The organism is Micromonospora echinospora, from assembly GCF_900091495.1.
GTDB lineage: Bacteria > Actinomycetota > Actinomycetes > Mycobacteriales > Micromonosporaceae > Micromonospora > Micromonospora echinospora.
Genome location: NZ_LT607413.1, coordinates 1,704,457 through 1,725,414 on the forward strand (window position 1 = coordinate 1,704,457; position 20,958 = coordinate 1,725,414).

The 20,958-nt window shown below is 72.7% G+C and carries 18 protein-coding genes, 1 tRNA gene and 1 pseudogene; 6 read left to right on the forward strand and 14 right to left on the reverse strand.

The annotated features are described in order from the left end of the window. Positions 1 to 48: 48 nt before the first annotated feature. Positions 49 to 414, forward strand: coding sequence for a hypothetical protein (locus GA0070618_RS07670; RefSeq protein WP_088981023.1), 366 nt, complete (start codon positions 49 to 51; stop codon positions 412 to 414). Positions 415 to 424: 10 nt separating this feature from the next. Here the strand turns inward: GA0070618_RS07670 and GA0070618_RS07675 are convergent, their stop codons facing one another. Beyond that, the gene (locus GA0070618_RS07675) at positions 425 to 913 is read right to left on the reverse strand and encodes a hypothetical protein (protein ID WP_088981024.1); all 489 of its coding nucleotides are present in this window, start codon (positions 911 to 913) and stop codon (positions 425 to 427) included. 282 nt (positions 914 to 1,195) lie between these two features. Then, positions 1,196 to 1,546 carry a hypothetical protein gene (locus tag GA0070618_RS07680; protein ID WP_143740433.1) on the reverse strand — a complete coding sequence of 117 codons (351 nt, stop codon included), beginning with the start codon at positions 1,544 to 1,546 and terminating at the stop codon, positions 1,196 to 1,198. Positions 1,547 to 1,803: 257 nt separating this feature from the next. Here GA0070618_RS07680 and GA0070618_RS07685 point away from each other — a divergent pair, with 257 nt between their 5' ends. Both GA0070618_RS07685 and GA0070618_RS07690 read left to right on the forward strand, forming a co-directional pair. After that, on the forward strand, positions 1,804 to 2,445 hold the full coding sequence (locus tag GA0070618_RS07685) for a hypothetical protein (RefSeq protein ID WP_143740435.1): 642 nt from the start codon (positions 1,804 to 1,806) through the stop codon (positions 2,443 to 2,445). A 96-nt stretch (positions 2,446 to 2,541) separates the two neighbouring features. After that, positions 2,542 to 3,438, forward strand: coding sequence for an aminoglycoside phosphotransferase family protein (locus GA0070618_RS07690; protein ID WP_088981027.1), 897 nt, complete (start codon positions 2,542 to 2,544; stop codon positions 3,436 to 3,438). A gap of 295 nt (positions 3,439 to 3,733) precedes the next feature. Here GA0070618_RS07690 and GA0070618_RS07695 read toward each other — a convergent pair whose 3' ends face one another. The 4 genes from GA0070618_RS07695 to GA0070618_RS07710 form a co-directional block, all read right to left on the reverse strand. Continuing rightward, positions 3,734 to 4,423, reverse strand: a complete 690-nt coding sequence (locus tag GA0070618_RS07695; protein ID WP_088981028.1) for a hypothetical protein — start codon at positions 4,421 to 4,423, stop codon at positions 3,734 to 3,736. Next, positions 4,420 to 5,238, reverse strand: a complete 819-nt coding sequence (locus tag GA0070618_RS07700) for an ATP-binding cassette domain-containing protein (RefSeq protein WP_088981029.1) — start codon at positions 5,236 to 5,238, stop codon at positions 4,420 to 4,422. The genes GA0070618_RS07695 and GA0070618_RS07700 overlap by 4 nt, the downstream gene beginning before the upstream one ends. Continuing rightward, on the reverse strand, positions 5,235 to 5,570 hold the full coding sequence (locus GA0070618_RS07705) for a PadR family transcriptional regulator (RefSeq protein WP_088981030.1): 336 nt from the start codon (positions 5,568 to 5,570) through the stop codon (positions 5,235 to 5,237). The genes GA0070618_RS07700 and GA0070618_RS07705 overlap by 4 nt, the downstream gene beginning before the upstream one ends. 138 nt (positions 5,571 to 5,708) lie before the next feature. After that, positions 5,709 to 5,785 (reverse strand) — tRNA-Thr (locus GA0070618_RS07710). A gap of 255 nt (positions 5,786 to 6,040) precedes the next feature. On the opposite strand from GA0070618_RS07710, the gene GA0070618_RS07715 reads away from it, so the two are divergent. Beyond that, the gene (locus tag GA0070618_RS07715; protein ID WP_088981031.1) at positions 6,041 to 7,780 is read left to right on the forward strand and encodes a metallophosphoesterase family protein; all 1,740 of its coding nucleotides are present in this window, start codon (positions 6,041 to 6,043) and stop codon (positions 7,778 to 7,780) included. A gap of 81 nt (positions 7,781 to 7,861) precedes the next feature. Here GA0070618_RS07715 and GA0070618_RS07720 read toward each other — a convergent pair whose 3' ends face one another. From GA0070618_RS07720 to tmk, 6 genes and pseudogenes are all read right to left on the reverse strand, one after another. Beyond that, positions 7,862 to 8,722 carry a PSP1 domain-containing protein gene (locus GA0070618_RS07720; RefSeq protein WP_088981032.1) on the reverse strand — a complete coding sequence of 287 codons (861 nt, stop codon included), beginning with the start codon at positions 8,720 to 8,722 and terminating at the stop codon, positions 7,862 to 7,864. An 82-nt stretch (positions 8,723 to 8,804) separates the two neighbouring features. Further along, on the reverse strand, positions 8,805 to 9,602 hold the full coding sequence (locus tag GA0070618_RS07725; protein WP_088981033.1) for a hypothetical protein: 798 nt from the start codon (positions 9,600 to 9,602) through the stop codon (positions 8,805 to 8,807). A gap of 329 nt (positions 9,603 to 9,931) precedes the next feature. Next, positions 9,932 to 10,234: pseudogene (locus tag GA0070618_RS07730) on the reverse strand (hypothetical protein); the annotation flags it as partial. 1 nt (position 10,235) lies between these two features. After that, positions 10,236 to 10,565 (reverse strand): YbaB/EbfC family nucleoid-associated protein, encoded by a 330-nt coding sequence (locus GA0070618_RS07735; protein ID WP_088981034.1) that lies wholly within the window; start codon positions 10,563 to 10,565, stop codon positions 10,236 to 10,238. 139 nt (positions 10,566 to 10,704) lie between these two features. Next, entirely contained in the window at positions 10,705 to 11,949 is a 1,245-nt protein-coding gene (locus GA0070618_RS07740; RefSeq protein WP_088981035.1) for a DNA polymerase III subunit delta', read from the reverse strand. Then, entirely contained in the window at positions 11,949 to 14,012 is a 2,064-nt protein-coding gene (gene tmk / locus GA0070618_RS07745; RefSeq protein ID WP_088985359.1) for a dTMP kinase, read from the reverse strand. Before tmk ends, GA0070618_RS07740 begins: the two co-directional genes overlap by 1 nt. Before the next feature lie 309 nt (positions 14,013 to 14,321). On the opposite strand from tmk, the gene GA0070618_RS07750 reads away from it, so the two are divergent. Continuing rightward, a complete protein-coding gene (locus tag GA0070618_RS07750; RefSeq protein ID WP_088981036.1) occupies positions 14,322 to 15,530 on the forward strand; it encodes an amino acid deaminase/aldolase in 1,209 nt (402 codons plus the stop codon). An 11-nt stretch (positions 15,531 to 15,541) separates the two neighbouring features. Here GA0070618_RS07750 and GA0070618_RS07755 read toward each other — a convergent pair whose 3' ends face one another. After that, positions 15,542 to 16,201 carry a TetR family transcriptional regulator gene (locus GA0070618_RS07755; protein ID WP_231931812.1) on the reverse strand — a complete coding sequence of 220 codons (660 nt, stop codon included), beginning with the start codon at positions 16,199 to 16,201 and terminating at the stop codon, positions 15,542 to 15,544. Positions 16,202 to 16,418: 217 nt separating this feature from the next. Here GA0070618_RS07755 and GA0070618_RS07760 point away from each other — a divergent pair, with 217 nt between their 5' ends. Then, a complete protein-coding gene (locus GA0070618_RS07760) occupies positions 16,419 to 17,735 on the forward strand; it encodes a D-arabinono-1,4-lactone oxidase (protein ID WP_088981037.1) in 1,317 nt (438 codons plus the stop codon). Positions 17,736 to 17,816: 81 nt separating this feature from the next. On the opposite strand, the gene topA is transcribed toward GA0070618_RS07760, so the two are convergent. Further along, a complete protein-coding gene (gene topA, locus GA0070618_RS07765) occupies positions 17,817 to 20,669 on the reverse strand; it encodes a type I DNA topoisomerase (protein WP_088981038.1) in 2,853 nt (950 codons plus the stop codon). Between the last annotated feature and the right edge of the window lie 289 nt (positions 20,670 to 20,958).

Below are 20,958 nucleotides of genomic sequence, written 5' to 3' on the forward strand. Positions count from 1 at the left end.
CGGGCAGCCTAGACACACCGGAATCCGGACGCCGACTATTCTCCACCGGTGCGAACCGAGACGGACTCCCGAGCCGGTGACGCCCGGCGGGTGTGGCCGCTGACGGCGATCCAGTTGCTTCTCGTCGCGGCGTACGCCTATGCGGCGGTCGCCTACCTCACCACCGATGCCGACTTCTTCCCGGAGCAGTCGCCGCCCGGATGGTCGTGGCCCGCCGTGGTCGTGGTCGGGATCGGCTTCGTCCCCGCACTGCTGTGCCTGGCGGTGGCCCTGCCCCGGCTGGCTTCCACGCGCCTGCGGGCCGAACGGTCCTCCCCGCTCGGGCTCGCCGTGGCCAGCGCCCTCACCGTGCTGATGCTCGTGGTGATGGCCACGCCGCCCGGCTGGGAACTCTTCGACTGGTACGTCAGCTGAGACAGCCCGGTCAGAGGCACATCCAGCAGTAGAGGTGGTCTCCGTTCCCGCGTGCCCTCCGGGCCAGGCCCACGAGGTCGCTGAGCAGCACCAGCATGGCCGCCGGTTGCGGGTCGCCGAAGTCGGAGAGTTCCTCGACGCGTAACCACCGGTCGGCCAGGGCCGACATCCGCTCGTCCGGGATGCCGGCGAGGGCGTCGCGAGCGCTGTCGCCGAGGACGACGACCCAGGGGCCCTCGTAGCCCGGGTCCCGACCCGCGCCGTCCGGCCAGACCAGCCGGTCCCCGACCAGCCGGGTGTCCCACGGTACGTCGAGGGCGTACGACACCAACTGCCCGAGGATCACCGACGGGTCGATTCCCTTGGCGTCCACGGCGTCCACTGCGTCCGCGAGCCGGGAGTCTCCCGCTCCCGCCAGGGGGCCGCCGCCCGCGGCTGCCATCAGTTCCGCGACGGCCTCGGTGTTCGGGGCACGGAAGTAGTCGTACAGGACACCCACGGATCGCCTCCCACCTGTCTGCCGTCGCCGAGGCGGCGCGACGGGGAGAACGTACCGGTGCCCGCCGACAGGCTGCCCGATGCGAGTGGCCGACGGCGGCAGGAATCAACGGAGACGGGAAGCACCGCACAACTGCGGGGCTGATTCGGGAGAAGCCGCGCGGCGGTGTTGGGCACAAGAACCGACCGCCCGGCCTGGTCGCCTGATGTTCGCTGACCCACAATTCCGGCGACCAGGCCCGGTCGGTCTTCGCGTACTTCCGAGGTGTTCCGCGTCGGGCGCTCAGCCCACCAGGCGGTAATAGTAGGGGTTGGAACCGCACAGGTTCGTGGGCTGAATCGCGTCGTACGCCCATCCCATCGGAATGGAGCAGGCCCACAGGCCGTTCACCGGGGTCCGCAGTCGATACTGGTACCGAAGCGATCCGCAGGAGTTGCTGACCTGCACCCAGTCCCAGGTGTAACCGCTCGGCACCGAACAGGACCAGGTCCCGTCGAGGCTGAGGACCACCGGCGCGGATTCCGCGATCAAGCCGTTCTTCTGGGAGGTCGCATTCGCGTGCGCGGGAATTGCAGCCGCGCCAATGGCCAGCGGTACCACCATGGCGAGCACAGCGATGAATCGACGCAACACGGCATTCCTTTCGGTCGTTGGGAACCCAACCCCCGTGGCCCTGGAATCGTCTCAGATCCAGCGCGCACACGTCCATTTTTCGATATTGGATTCGAACCGACTGCGGATTGACAGACGATCGCCGCACCCGCCAGTCCAGGAGAGAGCGCCCGGTCGGCTCGATGCCCTCGAACGCCCTGCTCACGAGCACCAGTTCGGTGCCGCCTCGCACCCGGATCGTGACCATCCGGCTTGCGGTCCGGGTCCACAATGAGCCGATGTCCGTCGCCGCAGGTGGTACCACATCAGCCGTACGCCCGCGTGGTCGCGTCGTCGTCGGATGGGTGGTGGGCGTCGTGGTGGCATGGGGACTCGTCGCCGGGCTGCACCTGTTCGGCCTGAAGCTGGCCAACCTGTGGCTGTTCGGTCTGCTCCTCACCGGGCTGGGCTGGCTGGTGGCGGTTGCCGTCACCGGGATCGCCCTGGTGGCCCTGTGGCGTCGGGGCCGGTCGGTTCCGGCGTTGTCGCTGGTGCTGGTCCCCGGGGTGCTGGCCCCGGTGGCGATCGTGGCCGTCGACTGGACGTCAACCTTCGTCCACAGCTTCTACCGCCTCCACCGGGCCGACTTCCAGGCCGCAGCCGCGCTCGCCGACCAGGTCACGGCCCGGTACGGCGACCGGTACGGCCAGGTGCTGCCGAAGGATCTGGGGCACCTGTCGTCCAAGGGGCGGGCGGTGCGGATCGGCGCCGAGGGCAGCGGGCCGGCCGGAATCCTCCTGCCGGTTCGGGTCGGCATACCGGATGGCGCGGCCGGCTACGCGTACTTCGCCGATACGCCGGGCGACACGAGCTTCGACTGCTTCGCGGACCCCTGCCGGGTGCGCTGGTCGCTCGGTGACGGCTGGTACTGGCTGGACTGACCTCCGGAATCGGGAAACCCAGCCGGCTGGCCGGGCTGCGGGACCTAATCGGTTCGCGGCGCACCGCCTGGCCGAACTACGGTGCCAGCCGTGCCCATGCATGACGACGAGATCCGAGCCAGTGTCGGGCAGGTGCGTCGTCTGGTAGCAGACCAGTGCCCGCAGTGGGCCGGCCTTCCCGTGGTACCCCTGCCCGACGAGGTCGAGGGCACCGACCACGTACTCTTCCGGCTCGGCGACGAGCTCGCCGCCCGGATGCCCAAGATTGCCGGCGCGGTCGACCAGGCCGATTCCGACGCGCGGTGGCTGCCCCTGCTGGCCTCCCGCCTGCCGCACCGGATCCCGGTTCCGCTTCACCTGGGCGAGCCGGGCTCGGGGTACCCGTGGCGGTGGACCGTGGTGCCGTGGATCGCGGGAAGCACGCCTCCCAGGCTCGGCTGCGACGACGTACGCCTGGCCCGCGACCTGGCAGCCTTCGCACGCGCCCTGCACCGGGTGGATCCGGGCGGAGGTCCGGCCAAGCCCCCGGGATCCCGGGGGTCGGCGCTGCGCCACGTCGACGACGCCGTTCGCCGGGTGCTGCCCAGGTTGGCCGAGCATGACGACGGTTTCGACGTGACGGCGGCCAAGGCGGCCTGGGACGCCTGCCTGGCCGCTCCCGAGTGGCACGGGAACCCGGTATGGATCCACGGTGACCTGCAACCGGGCAACCTGATCACCGACAGCGGCCGACTGGTCGGGGTCATCGACTTCGGCGCGCTCGGTGTCGGCGATCCGGCACCGGACGTGGCTCCGGCGCTGTGGACCTTCACGGGCGCGGCGCGGGAAACTTACCGGGAGGCGATCGGGTACGACGACGCGACCTGGCGCCGTGCCTGCGGCTGGGCCCTCGCACCGTCGCTGACGGGCATCGACTACTACCGGCACACCTTCCCGCGGATGGCCGAGCACGGCCGTCGGATGGTCCGCGCGGTGATCGCCGAACTGGCGTGAGTGCCGCTGCCGGGTGCGCGGGTTCTGCGCTCCGGTCTCGTTGTTCGTCGCCACCGACCGGGGGACGTTGGTCGGCTACCTGACGGGGTGCCTGGACAGTGCGACCTTCCCCACCGAGGAGGAGCGCATCGCGACGGCGTTCCGCCGGTACCGGCTGGCTGCTGGAGGAGCATGCTCGGCACATCTTCGACCTCGACGGGGAGTACCTGTTGCAGGTCGCCCGGCGTAACGGACGCAGGGAACCAGATCTGGAGCCGGTTTTCACCGGGGGGACGTCCGTTTCTGGTAGCCGTGGCTAGCGGGTGACGAAGCGGACGTGTGGGCGGCGGCGGAGGCGGATCGTCGCCAGCACCGCCACCAGGGCGGTGGCGAGGACGCCGAACAGCACGCCGTGCGCCAGGCCCCGGGTCAGGTACTCCGACCCGGTGTGGTCGACGGCGTACGTGCCGATCTCCCGGCTGGACCAGAAGGGCAGGAGCCGGGTCATCGCGTCGGCTGGGTCGATCATCATCTGCACGCCGACCACGACGAGCAGGAGCAGCGTCCCCTCCAGGTCACGCGGCACGGCCGCGCCGATCAGCAGTCCGAACGGCGCGGCCACGGCGACCGTGAGCAGCATCGCCAGCGCGATGGCGCCGAGTCGCACCCGGTCGCCGTGGTCGACCGCGACCAGCGCGAAGAACGGCACGGCGATCGACAGCCCAAGCGTCCACATCGCCGCCAGCCGGCCGAGGTAGAGGTGGTGGCTCCGGTAGCCGGACAGGCGCAACCGGGGCTCGATCGGCCGGCTGGTGCCGCTGGCGAAGAGCGCCGCGGTGCTCACCGCCCAGGCGATCCCGAGAAGCAGGAACCGGATCGACTGTCCGACGTAGTCGCCGCGACGGACCAGGTAGAACGCCAGTGGCAGGGCGAGCAGCAACACGAGTACGCCCCGGCGGCGCAGCATCTCGCGCAGTGCCATCTCGGCGACCGTAACGATCTTCATGCTGCCGCCTCCCGTACGGTCAGGTCCAGCACCTGGTCGACCTGGTCCAGGTGGCTGAGCAGGTGAGTGACCACGACGATCGCCCGGCCCTCGTCGCGCCATCGCCACACGTGCTGCCAGAAGTCGAGATACGTGCCCCGGTCGAAGCCCTGGTACGGCTCGTCGAGCAGCAGCACGTCGGGGTCGCCCATCGAGGCCATCACCAGGTTGAGCTTCTGCCGGGTACCGCCGGACAGGTGCCGGGCCTGCGTTCCGTCCGCCGGATCCCACTGGAGCGCGGCGGCACCGGCTCGGCCCAGCCGCCGCGACCGGCTCCGGTCCAGGCCCCGGCCGGCACCGACCAGGACGAAGTGCTCGTCGGGCCGGAGGAAGTCGTACGTCCCGGCGTCCTGCGGGCAGTAGCCCAGCACGCCGTCGACCACCACCGCTCCCGCATCCGCAGAGAGCAGGCCGGCGCAGACCCGCAGAAACGTGCTCTTGCCGCACCCGTTCGCGCCGACGACTGCCGCCACCTCGCCGGCGCGTACGGTCAGGTCGACGTCGTGCAGGACGGTGCGGCGGCCGTACCGCTTGGTCACCCCACGCACGTCGAGCCGGACGCGGCCGAGCGGGCGGCGCGGTGGCCGCCGGGCGGCGAGGCTGTCCGCGACGGCGGCGGCGTAGCCCTGCGGTGTGCCGAAGGCCCGCAGCGCAGGCTGGCCGCTGTCGCGCAGATGTGTGGCGGCCTCGGCGATGACGTGGCCGATCACGTCCGGGCCGAGCTGGTGCCGGACCAACTCCTGGCCGAGCGCGTGCAACCAACTGTCGTTGTTCACGGCAGTCCCTCCCGGAAGATGGCGTCCACCCGGCCGGCGAACGCGGTCCAGTCGGCGGCCAGCCGGCGCACGGTCTGCTCGCCGGATGGCGTGAGGCGGTAGTACTTGCGCGCCGGGCCGGTCTCGCCCTCGCGCCATTCGGCGGTGATCAGCCCGGAGCGCTGCAACCGCAGCAGCACCGGGTAGAGCGTGCCGCCCTGGATCTGCCCCAATCCGGCCTGGTCGAGCGCCTGCGCCAACTCGTAGCCGTAGGACTCCCGCCGGCCCAGCAGCGCCAACACACAGACATCGAGGATGCCGCACAGCCACTGCCCCCGCCGGTCGTGATCCACGGGCGACAAGGTAGCACAGCTATCTAGATAGAGCCGCCACCTAGCAAGAAGGCATTCGTCCCACCGCCGGCGGCACGGGGGCACGAAGAAGGCCCAGGTCATGATCGGCGATCAAGCCGGTGACCTGGGCCTTTCCTATGGAGCCGCCTGACGGAATCGAACCGTCGACCTACGCATTACGAGTGCGTCGCTCTAGCCGACTGAGCTAAGGCGGCAACGATCGTCAAGTGTACGGCACGTACCCCGCCCGGGTCTCCCGGGATCCCCCGTCGCCGTCCCCGCCGAGCCGACGGTCGCCCTTCGCCGGGTGGAGGTGGTTGCAGGGGTCCCCTGCTACGCAAAAAGCGGTAGCAGGGGACCCCTGCTACCACCCAACCCGCACGGGTGGTCAGCCGGCGAATCGGGCAAGGTTGGCCGAAGCGTCCACCAGCAGACAGCGGTACCCATCCGGGCCGGATACGCTCCGCGGCGTGAGTGACGACCGCCCCTCGCCCACCACCCCGCCGGAGGCGACCAGCTCCGACGAGGGTCACCCCCGCCGCCCGCGCAGCACCGAGCCCCGCGAACTGGGGTTCACTCCGCGCCGGGCGGTGCCGTGGCTCGCGCCGCTCCTGCTCATCAGCACCGGCATCCGTACGCTGCTCGCGATGTTCTTCGGGGCGTACCTCGACAAGCGGGAGTTGCAGAACGCCTTCGGGGACGGGGTGTTCCGCCAGGTCGGGCCGGACGGCGGGCTCTGGCTGGACTACGTCGCCGACCTGGGCGACGGGTTCGACGCCACGTACTCGGTGGCGTACCTGATCGCCCAGCCCGAACTGGACGTCGACGGGCACCGGCTACCCCGGGCGCAGACCCTGGTCATGGGTGGCGACCAGGTCTACCCGTCGGCCGGGTACGAGGCCTACGAGGACCGCTGCAAGGGGCCGTACCAGGCGGCGTTGCCGCTGGCCACGCCGGGCGGACCGACGCTGTTCGCGGTGCCCGGCAACCACGACTGGTACGACGGCCTGACCGCGTTCCTGCGGCTGTTCGTCCGTTCCCGGGACCAGTACTTCGGCGGCTGGCGCACCGAGCAGTCCCGCTCCTACTTCGCGGTCGAGCTGCCCGCCGACTGGTGGCTGTTCGGGCTCGACGACCAGTCCGGGTCGTACCTGGACGATCCGCAGCTCACCTACTTCGAGACGGCCGCCGCGCGGCTCGGCCCGCAGTCGCGGGTGATCCTGGCGGTGCCGGCGCCGACCTGGGTGCGGGCCGTGGACACCCCCACCGCGTACGACTCGCTCGACTACTTCATCCGTACGGTCGTCGCGCCGACCGGGGCGACGGTACGACTGGTGGTCACCGGCGACCTGCACCACTACGCCCGCTACGCGGGACCGGACCGGCACCTGGTCACCTGTGGCGGCGGTGGGGCGTACCTCTACCCCACGCACAAGCTCCCGGAGCAGATCGAGGTGCCGCCGCGCGACACGCTCGCCCGGCGGGCCAGCCGTTCCGAGCCGTACGACCTGGCGGGCCGCTACCCCGAGGCGGCCCGCTCCCGACGGTACGGCTGGGGGATCTTCCAGCGGCTGCCGTTCCGCAATCCCGGTTTCACCGCGCTGCTCGGCACCCTGCACACCCTGCTGATGCTGGCGATGGCCGGAGTGGCGGCGAACCGGGCGGACAGCGCCGAGCAGCGGCTGTTCAGCGTGCCGCTGATCGCGATGCTGCTGGTGACGGTCCTCGGGGCCGGCCTCTTCGCCAAGCCGCCCAGCGCGAGCGGCAAGCGACACTCCCGGCACTGGATCCTCGGCATCACGCACGGGCTGGCGCACGTCGCGCTCGCCGCCGGGGGCACCTGGCTCTGGTTGGCGCTGCCGTTCCACGACTGGCCGTGGCCGATGCCGGTGGTCGCCGCCGCAGTGCTCTACGGACCGGTGATCGGCTTCGTGGCGAGCGAACTGACCGCGGCGTACCTGCTGGTCGCGTCGGGCTTCGGGGTGAACGTGAACGAACTCTTCGCCGGTCAGGGCATCGAGGACGCCAAGTCGTTCCTGCGCCTGCGGATCGATCCGGACGGCACCCTGACGATCTACCCGATCGCCGTGGACCGGGTCTCCCGACGCTGGCAGGTCAACCCGGATCAGTCCCGCACCGCCTCCTGGCTCACCCCGCAGGCTCCCCTCACGCCCCGCCTGGCCGAGCCCCCGGTGGTCCTGCGTCCCTGACCCGCCGGTCCGTCCACCGCATGCTGTGGCCGGCCGCCGTGCCGTCGCCCGCCGGGGTCGGCCCGCGACGAGGCGCGCTGATCATCGCGCGGCACCCTCCGGGCCGGACCGGTCACGGCTCTCGTAGGCGCGGCGGGAGCCGCAGACGTCGGCGCGGGAGCACATGGAGCGCGACCCGTCGGCCTCCAGGCGGACGGTCACCGCGTCTCTCGGGACGCTGTGCCCGACCACGCGGCCCTCCCCTTCCGGCGTGGTGACGCGGGTGCCGATCGCCGGGGCGGACTCCTGGAACCTGGCGTACAGCGGATGTTCGTACTTCAGGCAGCACATCAGCCGGCCACACGCTCCGGAGATGCGCAGTGGGTTCAGTGGCAGGTCCTGGTCCTTCGCCATCCGGATGGTCACCGGCTCGAAGTCGTTGAGGAACGTGGCGCAGCACAGGTCCCGGCCGCAGGAGCCGATCCCGCCCTGCACCCGGGCCGAGTCGCGGGCGGAGAGCTGGCGCAGCTCGACCCGGCAGTGCAGGGTCGCGCCGAGGTCACGGACCAGGGACCGGAAGTCCACCCGGTGCGGCGCGGTGAAGTAGATGGTGGTCCGACCGTTGCCGCCGACCTCGACACCGGGGACGTGGTCCACGGCGACCACCTTCATCGGCAGGCCGTGCTCGCGGATCAGCCGTTTCGAGGCGACCTTCGCCTCGGCCTTGCGCTGGCGCAGCAGTTCGTCGCGGCGCAGGTCCTCGTCGGCGGCGAGGCCGGCGAGCTTGGGGAAGCCGTCGGTGTCCTCGCTGACCCACTGGGGTGCCCAGACGCACTCGGCCACCTCGGGGCCGTCGTCGGTGGGCACCAGCACGCGGTCGCCCACCTGCGGGCGGAACTCGCCTGGGTCGAGGTAGTAGAGGCGGCCGTACCGGTTGAAGCTGACCGCGCAGAGCATCCCCATGCCCTCACCCTACGACCAAGTGACGGTCCCCACCCACCCCGGAGTCGTCACCCGGTCACCCCTCGCAGCCATCGACCGTCGGCTAATCGTCCCGCCACCGGACGCGGAGCGGCTCCGACGTGGCGGGGCCGGTCGGCCGGGGCCGCCAGGGCACCTCGGCGAGGCTCGGCGCCCACTGACGCAACAGGGTCTCCGCCCCGTCGTACGCGACGGCGAGGACGGCCAGGACCCGGGCGGCGATCTCGGCGGCGGCACGGGCGGAGGCACCCGCGCCGGGGCCGCCCGCAGCGGCTCCGGGTGCCCCACCGGGCCCGGCCGGGGTGGGTACGCCGCCGGTCCGGGCCGGGCCGGCGGGGTCGCCGGGCCAGGGCGGGACGGTCGACACGGGAACGGTCGCGCCGACCCGGGGCGGGGTGGCGGCCACCACGGTCACCGCCTCGGCGGACCCGAGCACGTCGGCGAGGGCACGGGCCAGCGCCAGGCGGCTGCGCTCGGCCCAGTCGGCGAGCGCGTCAGCGTAGCCGGCGGTCGATTCGAGCCGGCCGACCAGGCTGTCCGGTCCCTCGTCGAGATGCCGCAGCAGCCCCGCCCGCGCCTGCCCGTACGCGGTGGCGGCCGGACCGGACCAGGCGGCCTGGTCGGTCAGCGCGGCGCAGGCGTCGTCGTAGTCGCGAACGAGCTGGCGCACCGTGCGACCGGCGCCGGCCAGCGGGGGCGGACGCAGGTCGAGGAAGGCCCGGACGGCCTCGCCCGGCAGGGCCTGCATCCGGCGCAGCAGCGGCCAGACCGGGTGTCCCTCCGGCACCCCGGAGGCGAGCAGCGTGTCCACCCGGCCGAGCAGGTCCAGGCCGGGTTCGGCGAGTCGGTCGAGCAGGTCCATCAGCCGTCACCCGACCGGGGACGGGGCACCCGGGGCGGGAGGTCGGCGGTGAACGGGAAGCCCGATCCGGCCGGGACGGTGTCCACCCCCGCCCGGAAGCCCGCCGCGTGCAGCGGGGCAGCGGTCGGGGCGGCACCGAACCACGGGTCGTCGGCCACGTCACGCGCGGGAACGGCAGGCCGGGACCAGGCGTCGGCGACGTCGCGCGCGGGAACGGCGGGCCGGGACCACGGGTCGGCGACGTCACGCGCGGGAACGGCAGGCCGGGACCACGGGTCGGCGACGTCGGGCGCGGCGGGCCGGGACCAGGCGTCGGTGTGCCGGTCGGGGGTGTGGGCCGCGAGGCGGTGCCGGGCGGCGGCGTCGGTGTCGGCGTACCGGTCGGCGGCGTCGCGGATCGCGGACGCGGCGGCGGCGAGCCGGGCGGCGGCGGCCCGCGCCTCCCGGGCCCGGTTGTCGGTGGCGGTGACCCACTGTCGGTGCAGGGCCCGGCCGAGGTCACCGGGACGGCCGGGCCCGTCGGCGCCGAAGGCGGTCGGGGCCGGGCCGGCGACGGTCGCCGCGTGGGCGACGGCGGCCAGCGTGGCGCTCGCCTCGTCGAGGCGGGCGGCCAGGGCGTACAGGCTCTCCATCTCAGGCCCCCGCCAGCGGTCGGTACGCGGCGAACGTCTCGTTGTGCAGCTTCTCCCGCGCCCACTGCGCCGCGTCGGCCGCCGCGGTGACCGCCGCCTGCACCGAGTTGGCGACGTCCCGGGGGTGGCGGTTGTGCAGCGGGCCGAGAAAACGGACGTCGGTGATCGTGCCGGCGGCGGTGACCACCACCTCGACTAGTCCGTCGGGGGAGCGGACGGTGACCTGGACGCCCGCGACCGCCGCGTCGAACTCGGCCTGGAGGGACTCGATCCGGCGGTACCGCCGGACGGCCTCCTCGATCCAGGCTTCGTCGATCTCCCCCCGCGGCATGGGCGGACTCCTCCCGCAAGCGGTGTCACTGAGGGTGCCGTCGCCGTCACCACGGCACAGGGACCGTACCGCAATCAATCGACACTGTCGATGGCCCGGGGAGCAGGGGAAGTGCCGGTCGAGCGGTACCGGATGGGGCTCAGCCCTTCCACAGGGCGAGCATCATCGCCTCCACGGCGATCTTCGGCTTGACGTTGGCCTCGATCGCGACGCGGCACTCCAGCACCGCCTCCAGCCGGCGCAGCGCCCCCTCGGCGTCCCACTTCTCCGCGCCGGCACGGGCCATCGCCACGGTGTCGGTGTGCACCGGCGCGACCGGGGCCCGCAGCGCGGTGACCAGGGCGTCCCGGTAGAACCCGGCCAGGTCGACCAGGGCCCGGTCCAACGCGTCCCGCTGCGCCCGGGTGGCCCGGGACTTCTGCCGCTTCTCCAGGTCCTTGATCTGCCCGGCGGCCCCCCGCATCGCCCCGGCGGCGCCCCGGCCGGTGCCGCCTGCGCCGAGCGCGGTCTGCAACGCGGCCTTCTCGGCGGCGTCGGTCTCCGCGACGGCCGCAGCGGCCTCCGCCTCGGCGGCCTCGATCAGCGCGGACGCCGCGTCGAAGGCGGCCCCGACCCCGGTCAGCCGGCGCGGCACGGCCAGCACGGCATCCCGCCGGGCGCGGGCCTCCGCGTCTCCGGCCAGCCGGCGGGCCCGGCCCACGTGGCCCTGGGCGGCGGACGCCGCCCACTCGGCCACGTCGGGGGCGATCCCGTCCCGGCGGACCAGCACCTCGGCCACCGCACCGGGCGGCGGCTGCCGCAGCGGTACGACCCGGCAGCGCGACCGGATGGTCACCGAGATGTCGTCCGGGTGGGTGGACGGGGCGCAGAGCAGGAAGACCGTACGCGGGGGCGGCTCCTCGATCGCCTTGAGCAGCGCGTTGCCGGCCGCCTCGGTGAGCCGGTCGGCGTCGGAGATGATCACGACCTGCCACCGCCCACCGGACGGGGTGCTCGCCGCCCGCAGCACCAGGGCGCGCATCTCGTTCACGCCGATGGAGAGCCCCTCGGGCACGACCAGCCGGACGTCGGCGTGGGTACCGGCCCTGGTGGTGTGGCAGCCGGCGCAGCTGCCGCAGCCGGTGCCGTCCACGCACTGGAGGGCGGCGGCGAAGGCGCGGGCGGCCTCCGAACGCCCGGAACCGGGCGGGCCGGTGAAGATCCAGGCGTGGGTCATCCCCGCACCCGGATCCGGTCCCGTCCCGCCGTCACCGTCCGGCCCGGTCCCGCCGGTCGGGTCGGGGTGGGCGCCGGCGGCACGCAGCACGGCGGCGGCCGCGGCGGCCCGGCGCAGCGTGTCGACCGCCTCGTCCTGCCCGACCAGTTCGGCGAAGACCTCCGACATCAGCGGCGTTGCTCCATCGTCACCAGCTCCTCGTCGGATAACTCCGGCTGCGTCGTGGTGTCCGGCTGCTTCGCCGGAGCCGGGTGCACGATCGCGGACGGGTCGACCAGCATCTCCTTGACCCGGGCGGCCACCTGGGCGGCGATCTCCTCGGCCGGACGGGACGCGTCGAGCACCAGGTAGCGCTTCGGGTCGGCGGCGGCGAGATCGAGGAAGGCGTACCGGACCCGCTCGTGGAAGGCGAGCGACTCGGCCTCGACGTGGTCGGCCTCCCCACCCCGGGCCGCGACCCGGGCCAGGCCGGTGCGCGGGTCGACGTCGAGCAGCACCACCAGGTCGGGCTTGAGACCGCCGGTGGCCCAGGAGGAGAGCCAGGAGACCTCGTCGACCGGCAGCGTCCGCCCGGCCCCCTGGTACGCCAGGGAGGAGTCGACGTACCGGTCGCTGACCACCACCGCGCCCCGGACCAGCGCGGGCCGGACCACGGTGGCCACGTGGTGCGCCCGGTCGGCGGCGTAGAGCAGCGCCTCGGCGCGCGGCGACGGGGTGTCCGAGCCGGGGGCACCGAGCAGCAGCGTGCGGATCCGCTGACCGACCGGGGTGGCCCCGGGCTCCCGGGTGACCACCACCTCGTGCCCCTGCCCCCCGAGGGTCTCGGCGATCCGGGTGACCTGGGTGGACTTGCCGGCCCCCTCGCCGCCCTCGAAGACCACGAAGAGACCGGCGGAGACGAAGGGCTCGGCGGGGGTGAGCGGACGACCCCGCATCGAGCCCCACAGGTCAGCCAGGACCGGGACGCCCTTCTTGTCGTCCATCTGCCGGAAGGCGCTGATCCCGGCGAAGATGCCGGCCAGGCCAGCGGCGAGCAGCAGCAGCCGGGTGGAGGAGATCGAGATGCCGAGGTCGGCGATGCGCAGTTCCCGGGAGCCGCCGACGCCGACCAGGAGGCTGCTCAGCGCGATCGCGAAGATCAGCACCAGCCGGGTGCCGATCTGCACCACGGCGAAGACCCGGCCCCGGACCTCGTCGGCGATCTCCCCGCCGAGCAGGGTGGTGCCGGCGAGGAAGGCCATGCCCGCGCCCGCGCCGACCAGGATCGCCCCGAGCATCGCCATGGAGAGGTGGATGGCGAAGGCGAGCGCCAGCACGGACGCGCTGGCCAACACGATGCTCATGCCGAACCAGCGACGGCGGGAGAGGTCCCGGACGATCATCGGGCCGAGCCCGATACCGATCGCCAGACCGATGAAGATCGCACCGAAGAGGAGGTAGAAGGCGGCGTCGCCGGCCCCGAGCGAGGCGGCGAAGAAACGGGCGGTGCCGATCACGATGCCGCCACCGGCGAACGCGCCGAAGATGCCCAGCACCAGCCCCCGCACCAGCGGCGTGTGGCCGATGAACCGCCAGCCCTCCTTGAACTGGCGGAGCATGCTCTGCTCGGCGCGGGACTCCCGCTCGTCCTTGCCCTGGCTGATCTCCTTGATGCCGAAGGCCACCACCAGCGCGGTGGCCAGCCGGGAGAAGGCGTTGAACCAGAGCGCGAGCTGTGCGGGCTCGGCCCAGTCGGGCATCTCACCACCGGTGGCGGCCCGGACGCTGGCGTCCAGCCCGGCGATGCTCAACGCGGCCAGGACGGGGGTGAGGCCGTACGTGCTGATCAGGCTGAGCTGGTTGGCCATCTCCAGCCGGGCGCGCGGGATGAGGTTCGGGACCGCCGCTTCCTTGGCCGGGAGCCACATCAGGGTGATCGTCTCGATCAGGAACGTCGCCACCGTGGCCCAGCCGACCACCACTCCGCCGCTGGCGCCGAGGAGCGCGACCAACGGGATGGAGGCGAACAGCAGGAAGCGGAGCACGTCGCAGATGACCATCGTCCAGCGCCGGTCGAACCGGTCGGCGAAGACCCCGGCGAGCGGGCCGAGCACCAGCGCGGGCAGCAGCCGGATCGCGATGACGGTGCCGAACGCGGCGCCCTTGGCGGTGCTTCCCTCGACCTGGTCGGCGGCGAAGATGGAGGTGGCGAGCAGGCCGAGCCAGTCTCCGTAGGAGGCGGCGCTGAGCACGATCCACAGCCGGCGGAACGGCCGGATGCGCAGCACGGAGCGGAGTGCGGCGTAGCCCGTCCGGTCGACCTGGTTCGACGACGACACGCCGGCCGACTCGCCGTTCTTCTGGCTTTCGATGGCCGTACCTCCAGTGGCGGCCCATCCCTGGGCGTCTCCCGGTGTCACACTCTAGTCGCGGTGGGCAGTCATCCCGCTGAAGTGACATCCTGCTGCTCGCGAGCCTAGGGCCTCGGCGCACACGATCACCGACCCCGGTCGGACGCGAGGGTGTTTCGCATTACCCGTTCCCACAGTTAGCGTGCTCACGTGGCCATCGAACGCGACCTGCTCCGCGACCGCCTCGACCGGGCGACCGCCCACCTCGACCCGCCGTTCGCCGTGGTCGACCTGGCTGCCCTCGACACCAACGCCGCCGCGCTGGTCGACCTGGCCGCCGGCAAGCCGGTCCGGGTGGCCAGCAAGTCGGTCCGCAGCCACGACCTGCTCACCCGGGTCCTGCGCCGGCCCGGCTGGCGGGGCGTGCTCGCCTTCACCCTGCCCGAGGCGATCCGGCTGGTCCGGGCCGAGGTCAGCGACGACGTGGTGGTCGCCTACCCGACCGCCGACCGGGCCGCCCTGGCCGAGCTGGCCGGCGACCCGGAACTCGCCGCGGCGGTGACCCTGATGGTGGACGACCCGGCACAACTCGACCTCGTCGACGCGGTACGCGCCCCGGGGCAGCGCCCCGACCTGCGGGTCTGCCTAGACCTGGACGCCTCGTGGCGACCGTTGCGCGGACGGGTGCACGTCGGGGTGCGCCGCTCGCCGGTGCACAGCGCGACGGCCGCCGGCGCGTTCGCCGCCACCGTCACCGGGCGACGCGGCTTCCGGCTGGTCGGGGTGATGGCGTACGAGGCACAGATCGCCGGGCTGGGCGACGCCCCGCCGGGGCAGGCGCTGCGGGGCACCGCGATCCGGGCGGTGCAGCGCCGGTCGTACCGGGAGCTGCTGGCCCGCCGCGGCGCGGCGGTGAACGCCGTACGGCAACACGCCGACTTGGAGTTCGTCAACGGTGGCGGCACCGGCAGCCTCGCCGCGACCAGCGCCGACCCGGCGGTCACCGAGGTCACCGCCGGATCCGGGCTGTACGGGCCGACGCTCTTCGACGCGTACCGCGCCTGGCGGCCCACCCCGGCGGCGTTCTTCGCCTGCGCGGTGGTCCGCCGCCCCGCCCCCGGGGTGGCCACGGTGCTCGGCGGCGGGTGGGTGGCCTCCGGTCCCGCCGAGCGCAGCCGCCTCCCCCAACCCTGGTTGCCGGCCGGGTTGCGGCTGGTCGGCACCGAGGGCGCGGGCGAGGTGCAGACCCCGCTGACCGGCGCGGCGGCCGACCGGCTCCGGGTGGGTGACCGGGTCTGGTTCCGCCACGCCAAGGCCGGCGAGGTCTGCGAACGGGTGAACGAGCTGCACCTGGTGGACGGGGACACCGTGGTCGAGGCCGTCCCCACCTACCGGGGTGCGGGATGGGCGTTCCTGTGACCGGGCGGACGTCACCCGGCGTCGGCGGTCACCGCGGCGGCCGGGGAGCCGGTCGGCTCGTCGCCGTCCGTCCCGGCGCTGCCGTTCCCCTCCGCGCCGCCCACCTCGCCGGCCCCCTCGGGGGCCTTGACCTGGCGGTGCAGGTACTCCCGGATCAGCGCCTTCGCCTCGTCCAGCACCCGCTCGTCCCCTTCCGGCTGACGGCGGAACGCAAGCTTGATCAACGAGTCGGCCGCCTCGACGGCGATCTCCAGGATGAAGCGGAGTCGGGGCCCGTCGGTCAGGCCGAACCGCTCGGTCAGCACCCGGGCCAACTGGTCGGCGATCACGCCGTTGTTGTCCCGTTGCTCGTCGAGCAGGTGCAGGTCGACCACGTCGCCGAAGTGCAGGGTACGGAAACCGGGAACGGTGCGGTGCATGGTGATGTACTCGTCGATCGCCGCGTCGACACCGTCCCACCAGTCGGTCAGGTCGTCCGAGGCGAACCGCGCGTCGAGCCGCTGGAGATAGGACTCCATCGTGCGCAGGGTCAACGCCTGCACGATCGCCCGCTTGTCCGGGAAGAACTGGTAGACCGACCCGATCGCGACCTCGGCCCGTTCGGCGAGGAGCGTGGTGGTCAACCCTTCGTACCCCACCTCGTCGACGAGCTCGGCGCAGGCGTCCAGCATCCGCTGAACCCGCGCGACACTTCGCCCCTGCACCGGTACCCGACGCAGCGGACCGGTCGTGGCGGCTGGTGTGGACACTCGACGCCACCCCCCTTCGACGGATGAACATTTCTGCACGTCACGGAAGCGTGACGCTACCGGTACTAACGAGCCGGCCGGCAATGTGGTGTTTACCAGGCACAACGTTCTGATGGTTCCCTGGCGCACGGAGGCGCACATGACGCGGACGATTCCTGCCGGCACCGCCTGGACGAACTGGGCGGGTAACCAGCGCAGCGTCGCCGGGGCAGTGCCCCGACCACGCGACACCGGCGAGGTCGCCGAGGCGGTACGGGCCGCCGCCGAGGCGGGCGCACGGATCAGGCCGGTGGGCAGCGGCCACTCCTTCACCGCCATCGCCGCCACCGACGGTCACCGGCTGGAACTGGCCGACCTGACCGAGCCGGTCCGGGTGGACCGGGAGCGTCGGCTGGTCAGCGTACCCGCCGGGATGACCCTGCGGACGCTCAACGACCTGCTCGCCGGGCACGGCCTGGCCATGCCCAACCTGGGCGACATCGACGCGCAGACCATCGCCGGGGCGATCTCCACCGGCACCCACGGCACCGGCGCGCGACTCGGTTGCCTGGCCACCGCCGTCGAGGCGCTGACCCTGGTCACCGGCACCGGGGAGGTGCTGCGCTGCTCCGCCGACACGCACCCCGAGGTCTTCGCCGCCGCCCGGGTCGGCCTCGGCGCGCTCGGCGTGCTGACCGAGGTGACGTTGCGCTGCGTGGACGCCTTCACGCTGCTCGCCCACGAACGCCCGGCGCGGCTGGCCGACGTGCTGACCGACCTGCCCGCTCTGGTCGACGGGCACGACCACGTCGAGTTCTACTGGTTCCCGTACACCGACCGGGTGCAGGTCAAGACCAACGACCGGGTGGCCGTCGACGACCGGCCGCTGCCGGGGTGGCGGGGCTGGCTGGACGACGAGTTCCTGGCGAACACCGTCTTCGAGCGGGCCTGCCGGCTGGGCCGGGCGTCGCCCCGACTGGTGCCGACGATCAGCGCGGTCAGCGCGCGGGCACTGACCGAACGGCGGTACACCGGCCGGTCCGACCGGATCTTCTGCACCCCGCGCCGGGTCCGCTTCGTGGAGATGGAGTACGCCCTGCCCCGCGCCGCGCTGGGCGAGGCGCTCGACGCGCTGCGCCGGATCGTCGACGGGCTGCCGTTCCCGGTACTTTTCCCGGCCGAGGTGCGGTTCACCGCGCCGGACGACATCTGGCTGTCCCACGGGTACGGGCGGGAGTCCGCGTACATCGCCGTGCACCAGTACGTCGGCATGCCGTACGAGCCGTACTTCCGGGCGTTCGAGGAGGTGGCCCGGGGCCTGGCCGGACGTCCACACTGGGGCAAACTGCACTACCGCGACGCCGGGTCGCTCGCCCCCGCCTACCCGCGCTTCGCGGACTTCCAGGCCCTCCGGGACACCCTCGACCCCGCCCGCGTCTTCACCAACCCCTACCTGACCCGCGTCCTCGGCTCCTGACCGTCCCGGTGGGGCTCCTGACCAACCCGATCGTGGTGGCGAGAGGCCCGCAGAAGGGCCGTTCGCCACCACGATCCGGCGCTACTCCGCTTCCGCCGCCGCCTTGCGGGGCGTGGCCTTCTTCGCCGGGGCCTTCTTGGCGGCGGTGGCCTTCGCGGCGGACGTGGCCTTCGCCGCGCCGGCCTTGGCGGACGTGCTCTTCGTGGCGGTGGTCTTCTTGGCCGCCGTGGTCTTCTTCGCCGGGGCCTTCTTCGCCCCGGCGGTTTTCCGCGCGGTCTTCTTCGGCGCCGGCCCCTTCGCCCGCTTCTCGGCGAGCATCTCGGAGGCTTCCTCGATGCTCAACGCCTCCGGCGTCTGTCCACGTCGCAGGGACGCGTTGGTCTCGCCGTCGGTGACGTACGGGCCGAACCGGCCGTCCTTGATCACCAGCGGCTTCTCGGTCAGCGGGTCGACGCCCATCTCGCGCAGCGGCGGCGCGGCGGCCCGCCGCTGGCGGTTCTTGGGGGCGGCGAGCAGGGCCAACGCCTCGTCCAGCGTGACCGTGAACATCTTCTCCTCGGAGTCCAGCGACCGGAACTCCTCGCCCTGCTTGACGTACGGGCCGTAGCGGCCGTTGTTGGCGAAGACCTCGACGCCGTCCGGGGCGACGCCGACCAGTCGGGGCAGGCTGAGCAGCTTCAGCGCCTCGTCGAAGGTGAGCGTGTCCGGCGACTGCGAGCGCAGCAGCGAGGACTTGCGCTCCCCGCTGGCCACGTACGGGCCGAACCGGCCGGACTTCAGCAGGATCGGTTCACCGGTCGCCGGGTCGTCGCCGAGCTTGCGCTCACCGCCGCCGCCGAGGAACAGCTCGTGCACCTTCTCCGGGGTCAGCTCGTCGGGGGCCAGCCCCTCCGGGATCGGCGCCCGGTCGCCGGGGGTGCCGCCCTCCTCGCCCTCGGCGTGCGCCACCGGGGCTTCCCCGGGCACCGCCCGCTGGAGGTACGGCCCGTACTTGCCGACCCGGACGACCACCTCGCGGCCCTCGTCGTCGGTGAACAACGGGATCGAGTTGACGCTGCGTGCGTCGATCTCGGTGAGGTTCTCGGTGACCAGCTTCTTCAGCCCGCCGGAACGGGCGATGTCCTGGTCACCGGCACCGTTGGCGCTGCCGAAGTAGAACGCGGTCAGGAAGTCGACGGCGGCGTGGTCGCCACCGGCGATCTCGTCCAGCTCGTTCTCCATGCTGGCGGTGAAGTCGTAGTCGATGAGGCGCGGGTAGTGCCGCTCCATCAGCCCGATCACCGCGAACGCCAGGAACGACGGGATCATCGCCTGGCCGCGCTTGACGACGTACCCACGGTCCTGGATGGTCTGCATGATCGACGCGTACGTCGACGGCCGGCCGATGCCCAGCTCCTCCAGGGCCTTGACCAGCGACGCCTCGGTGTAGCGCGACGGCGGCTGGGTGTGGTGCTCCTGGGCGGCCAGTTCGTCGGCGGTGAGCGGCTGGCCCTTCACCAGGTTGGGCAGCCGGCGCTCGGCGTCCTCGGCCTCGGCGTTCTCGTCGTCGCTGGACTCGACGTACGCCCGCAGGAAGCCCGGATCGGTGATGGTCTTGCCGGTGGCGCCGAAGTCGGCTTCCTCCTGGGCGCTGGAGACCGCGCGGATCCGCACCGAGACGCTGGAGCCGACCGCGTCGGTCATCTGCGAGGCGATGGTGCGCCGCCAGATGAGCTCGTAGAGCCGGTACTCCTCGGTGGACAGCTCGTTGCGCACGTCGCCCGGGGTGCGGAAGTTGTCCCCGGCGGGACGGATCGCCTCGTGCGCCTCCTGCGCGTTCTTCACCTTGCCGGTGTAGCGGCGCGGCTCCGGCGGCACGCTGCGCTCGCCGTACAGCTCGACGATCTGCCGGCGGGCCGCCGCGATGGCGGTCTCCGACAGGTTCACCGAGTCGGTACGCATGTAGGTGATGTAGCCGTTCTCGTAGAGCCGCTGCGCGGTGCGCATCGTCTGCTGCGACGAGAAGCGCAGCTTGCGGGCCGCCTCCTGCTGGAGTGTGGAGGTGATGAACGGCGCGTACGGGCGACGGCGGTAGGGCTTCTCCTCGACCCGGGTGACGGCGAACGGCCGCCCCTGAAGGCGGGCGGCGAGCCCCCGTGCCCCACCGGCGTCGAGATGCACCACGCCCGCGCCCGGCCGGACCCGGCCGGTGGTCGGCTCGAAGTCCTTGCCACTGGCGATCCGGTCGCCGTTCAGCGCGATCAGGGTGGCGGAGAAGGTGCGCGGCCCCTCGCCCGGCTCGGCCACCGCGAGAGTGGCGAGGATGTCCCAGTACTCGGCGCTGCGGAAGGCCATCCGCTGCCGCTCGCGCTCCACCACGATCCGGGTGGCCACCGACTGGACCCGGCCCGCCGAGAGCTTCGGCATGACCTTCTTCCAGAGCACCGGGGAGACCTCGTAGCCGTAGAGCCGGTCGAGGATCCGCCGGGCCTCCTGGGCGTCGACCAGGGCGCGGTCGATCTCACGCGGGTTCGCCACCGCCGCCTGGATCGCCGGCTTGGTGATCTCGTGGAAGACCATCCGCTTGACCGGCACCTTGGGCTTGAGCGTCTCCACCAGGTGCCAGGCGATGGCCTCGCCCTCGCGGTCCTCGTCGGTGGCGAGGAGGATCTCGTCGACCTCCTTGGCCAGCCGGGTCAGCTTGGTGATCTGCTGCTTACGGTCGGCGGAGACCACGTAGAGGGCGTGGAAGCCGTTGTCGACGTCCACCCCGAGCCGGGCCCAGGGCTCGCCCTTGTACTTCGCCGGCACGTCGGCGGCGTTGCGTGGCAGGTCGCGGACATGCCCGAAGCTGGCCTCCACGACGTATCCCGGGCCGAGGTAGCCCGAGATCGTCTTGGCCTTCGCCGGTGACTCGACGATGACCAGACGGGTGGTCCTGGCGTTGCTCGGCACGTCTCCTGCGACCTCACTCCTGCTCGTGGCCGACCGCCTCCGGGCGGCGCCGCCGTACTACCGGGCCGCCGACGGTCCGGATGTCCAACGTAACGCGCTGCCCGCGTTCGGGGTTTCGTGGGCGGCGAAGCCACCCGACAGCGGCGGTCGCCCCCCGACGCGGCGCGGACGCATGTGCCGGACGGCGTCACCGTACACCGCGGATCCGCCCTCGGGCGGGCCACTGTGTCGAACGTCGGCCCGGGACCGACACCGTGGGGGATCACCCGGGGAGGCCGTCCGACCACCC

Coding starts and splice junctions, on each gene's coding strand:
- GA0070618_RS07685 (WP_143740435.1), top strand. CDS start 1,804: ATGTCCGTCGCCGCAGGTGGTACCACATCAGCCGTACGCCCGCGTGGT.
- GA0070618_RS07690 (WP_088981027.1), top strand. CDS start 2,542: ATGCATGACGACGAGATCCGAGCCAGTGTCGGGCAGGTGCGTCGTCTG.
- GA0070618_RS07695 (WP_088981028.1), bottom strand. CDS start 4,423: ATGAAGATCGTTACGGTCGCCGAGATGGCACTGCGCGAGATGCTGCGC.
- GA0070618_RS07720 (WP_088981032.1), bottom strand. CDS start 8,722: ATGGGGATGCTCTGCGCGGTCAGCTTCAACCGGTACGGCCGCCTCTAC.
- GA0070618_RS07725 (WP_088981033.1), bottom strand. CDS start 9,602: ATGGACCTGCTCGACCGACTCGCCGAACCCGGCCTGGACCTGCTCGGC.
- GA0070618_RS07735 (WP_088981034.1), bottom strand. CDS start 10,565: ATGCCGCGGGGGGAGATCGACGAAGCCTGGATCGAGGAGGCCGTCCGG.
- GA0070618_RS07740 (WP_088981035.1), bottom strand. CDS start 11,949: ATGTCGGAGGTCTTCGCCGAACTGGTCGGGCAGGACGAGGCGGTCGAC.
- GA0070618_RS07755 (WP_231931812.1), bottom strand. CDS start 16,201: ATGCTGGACGCCTGCGCCGAGCTCGTCGACGAGGTGGGGTACGAAGGG.
- GA0070618_RS07760 (WP_088981037.1), top strand. CDS start 16,419: ATGACGCGGACGATTCCTGCCGGCACCGCCTGGACGAACTGGGCGGGT.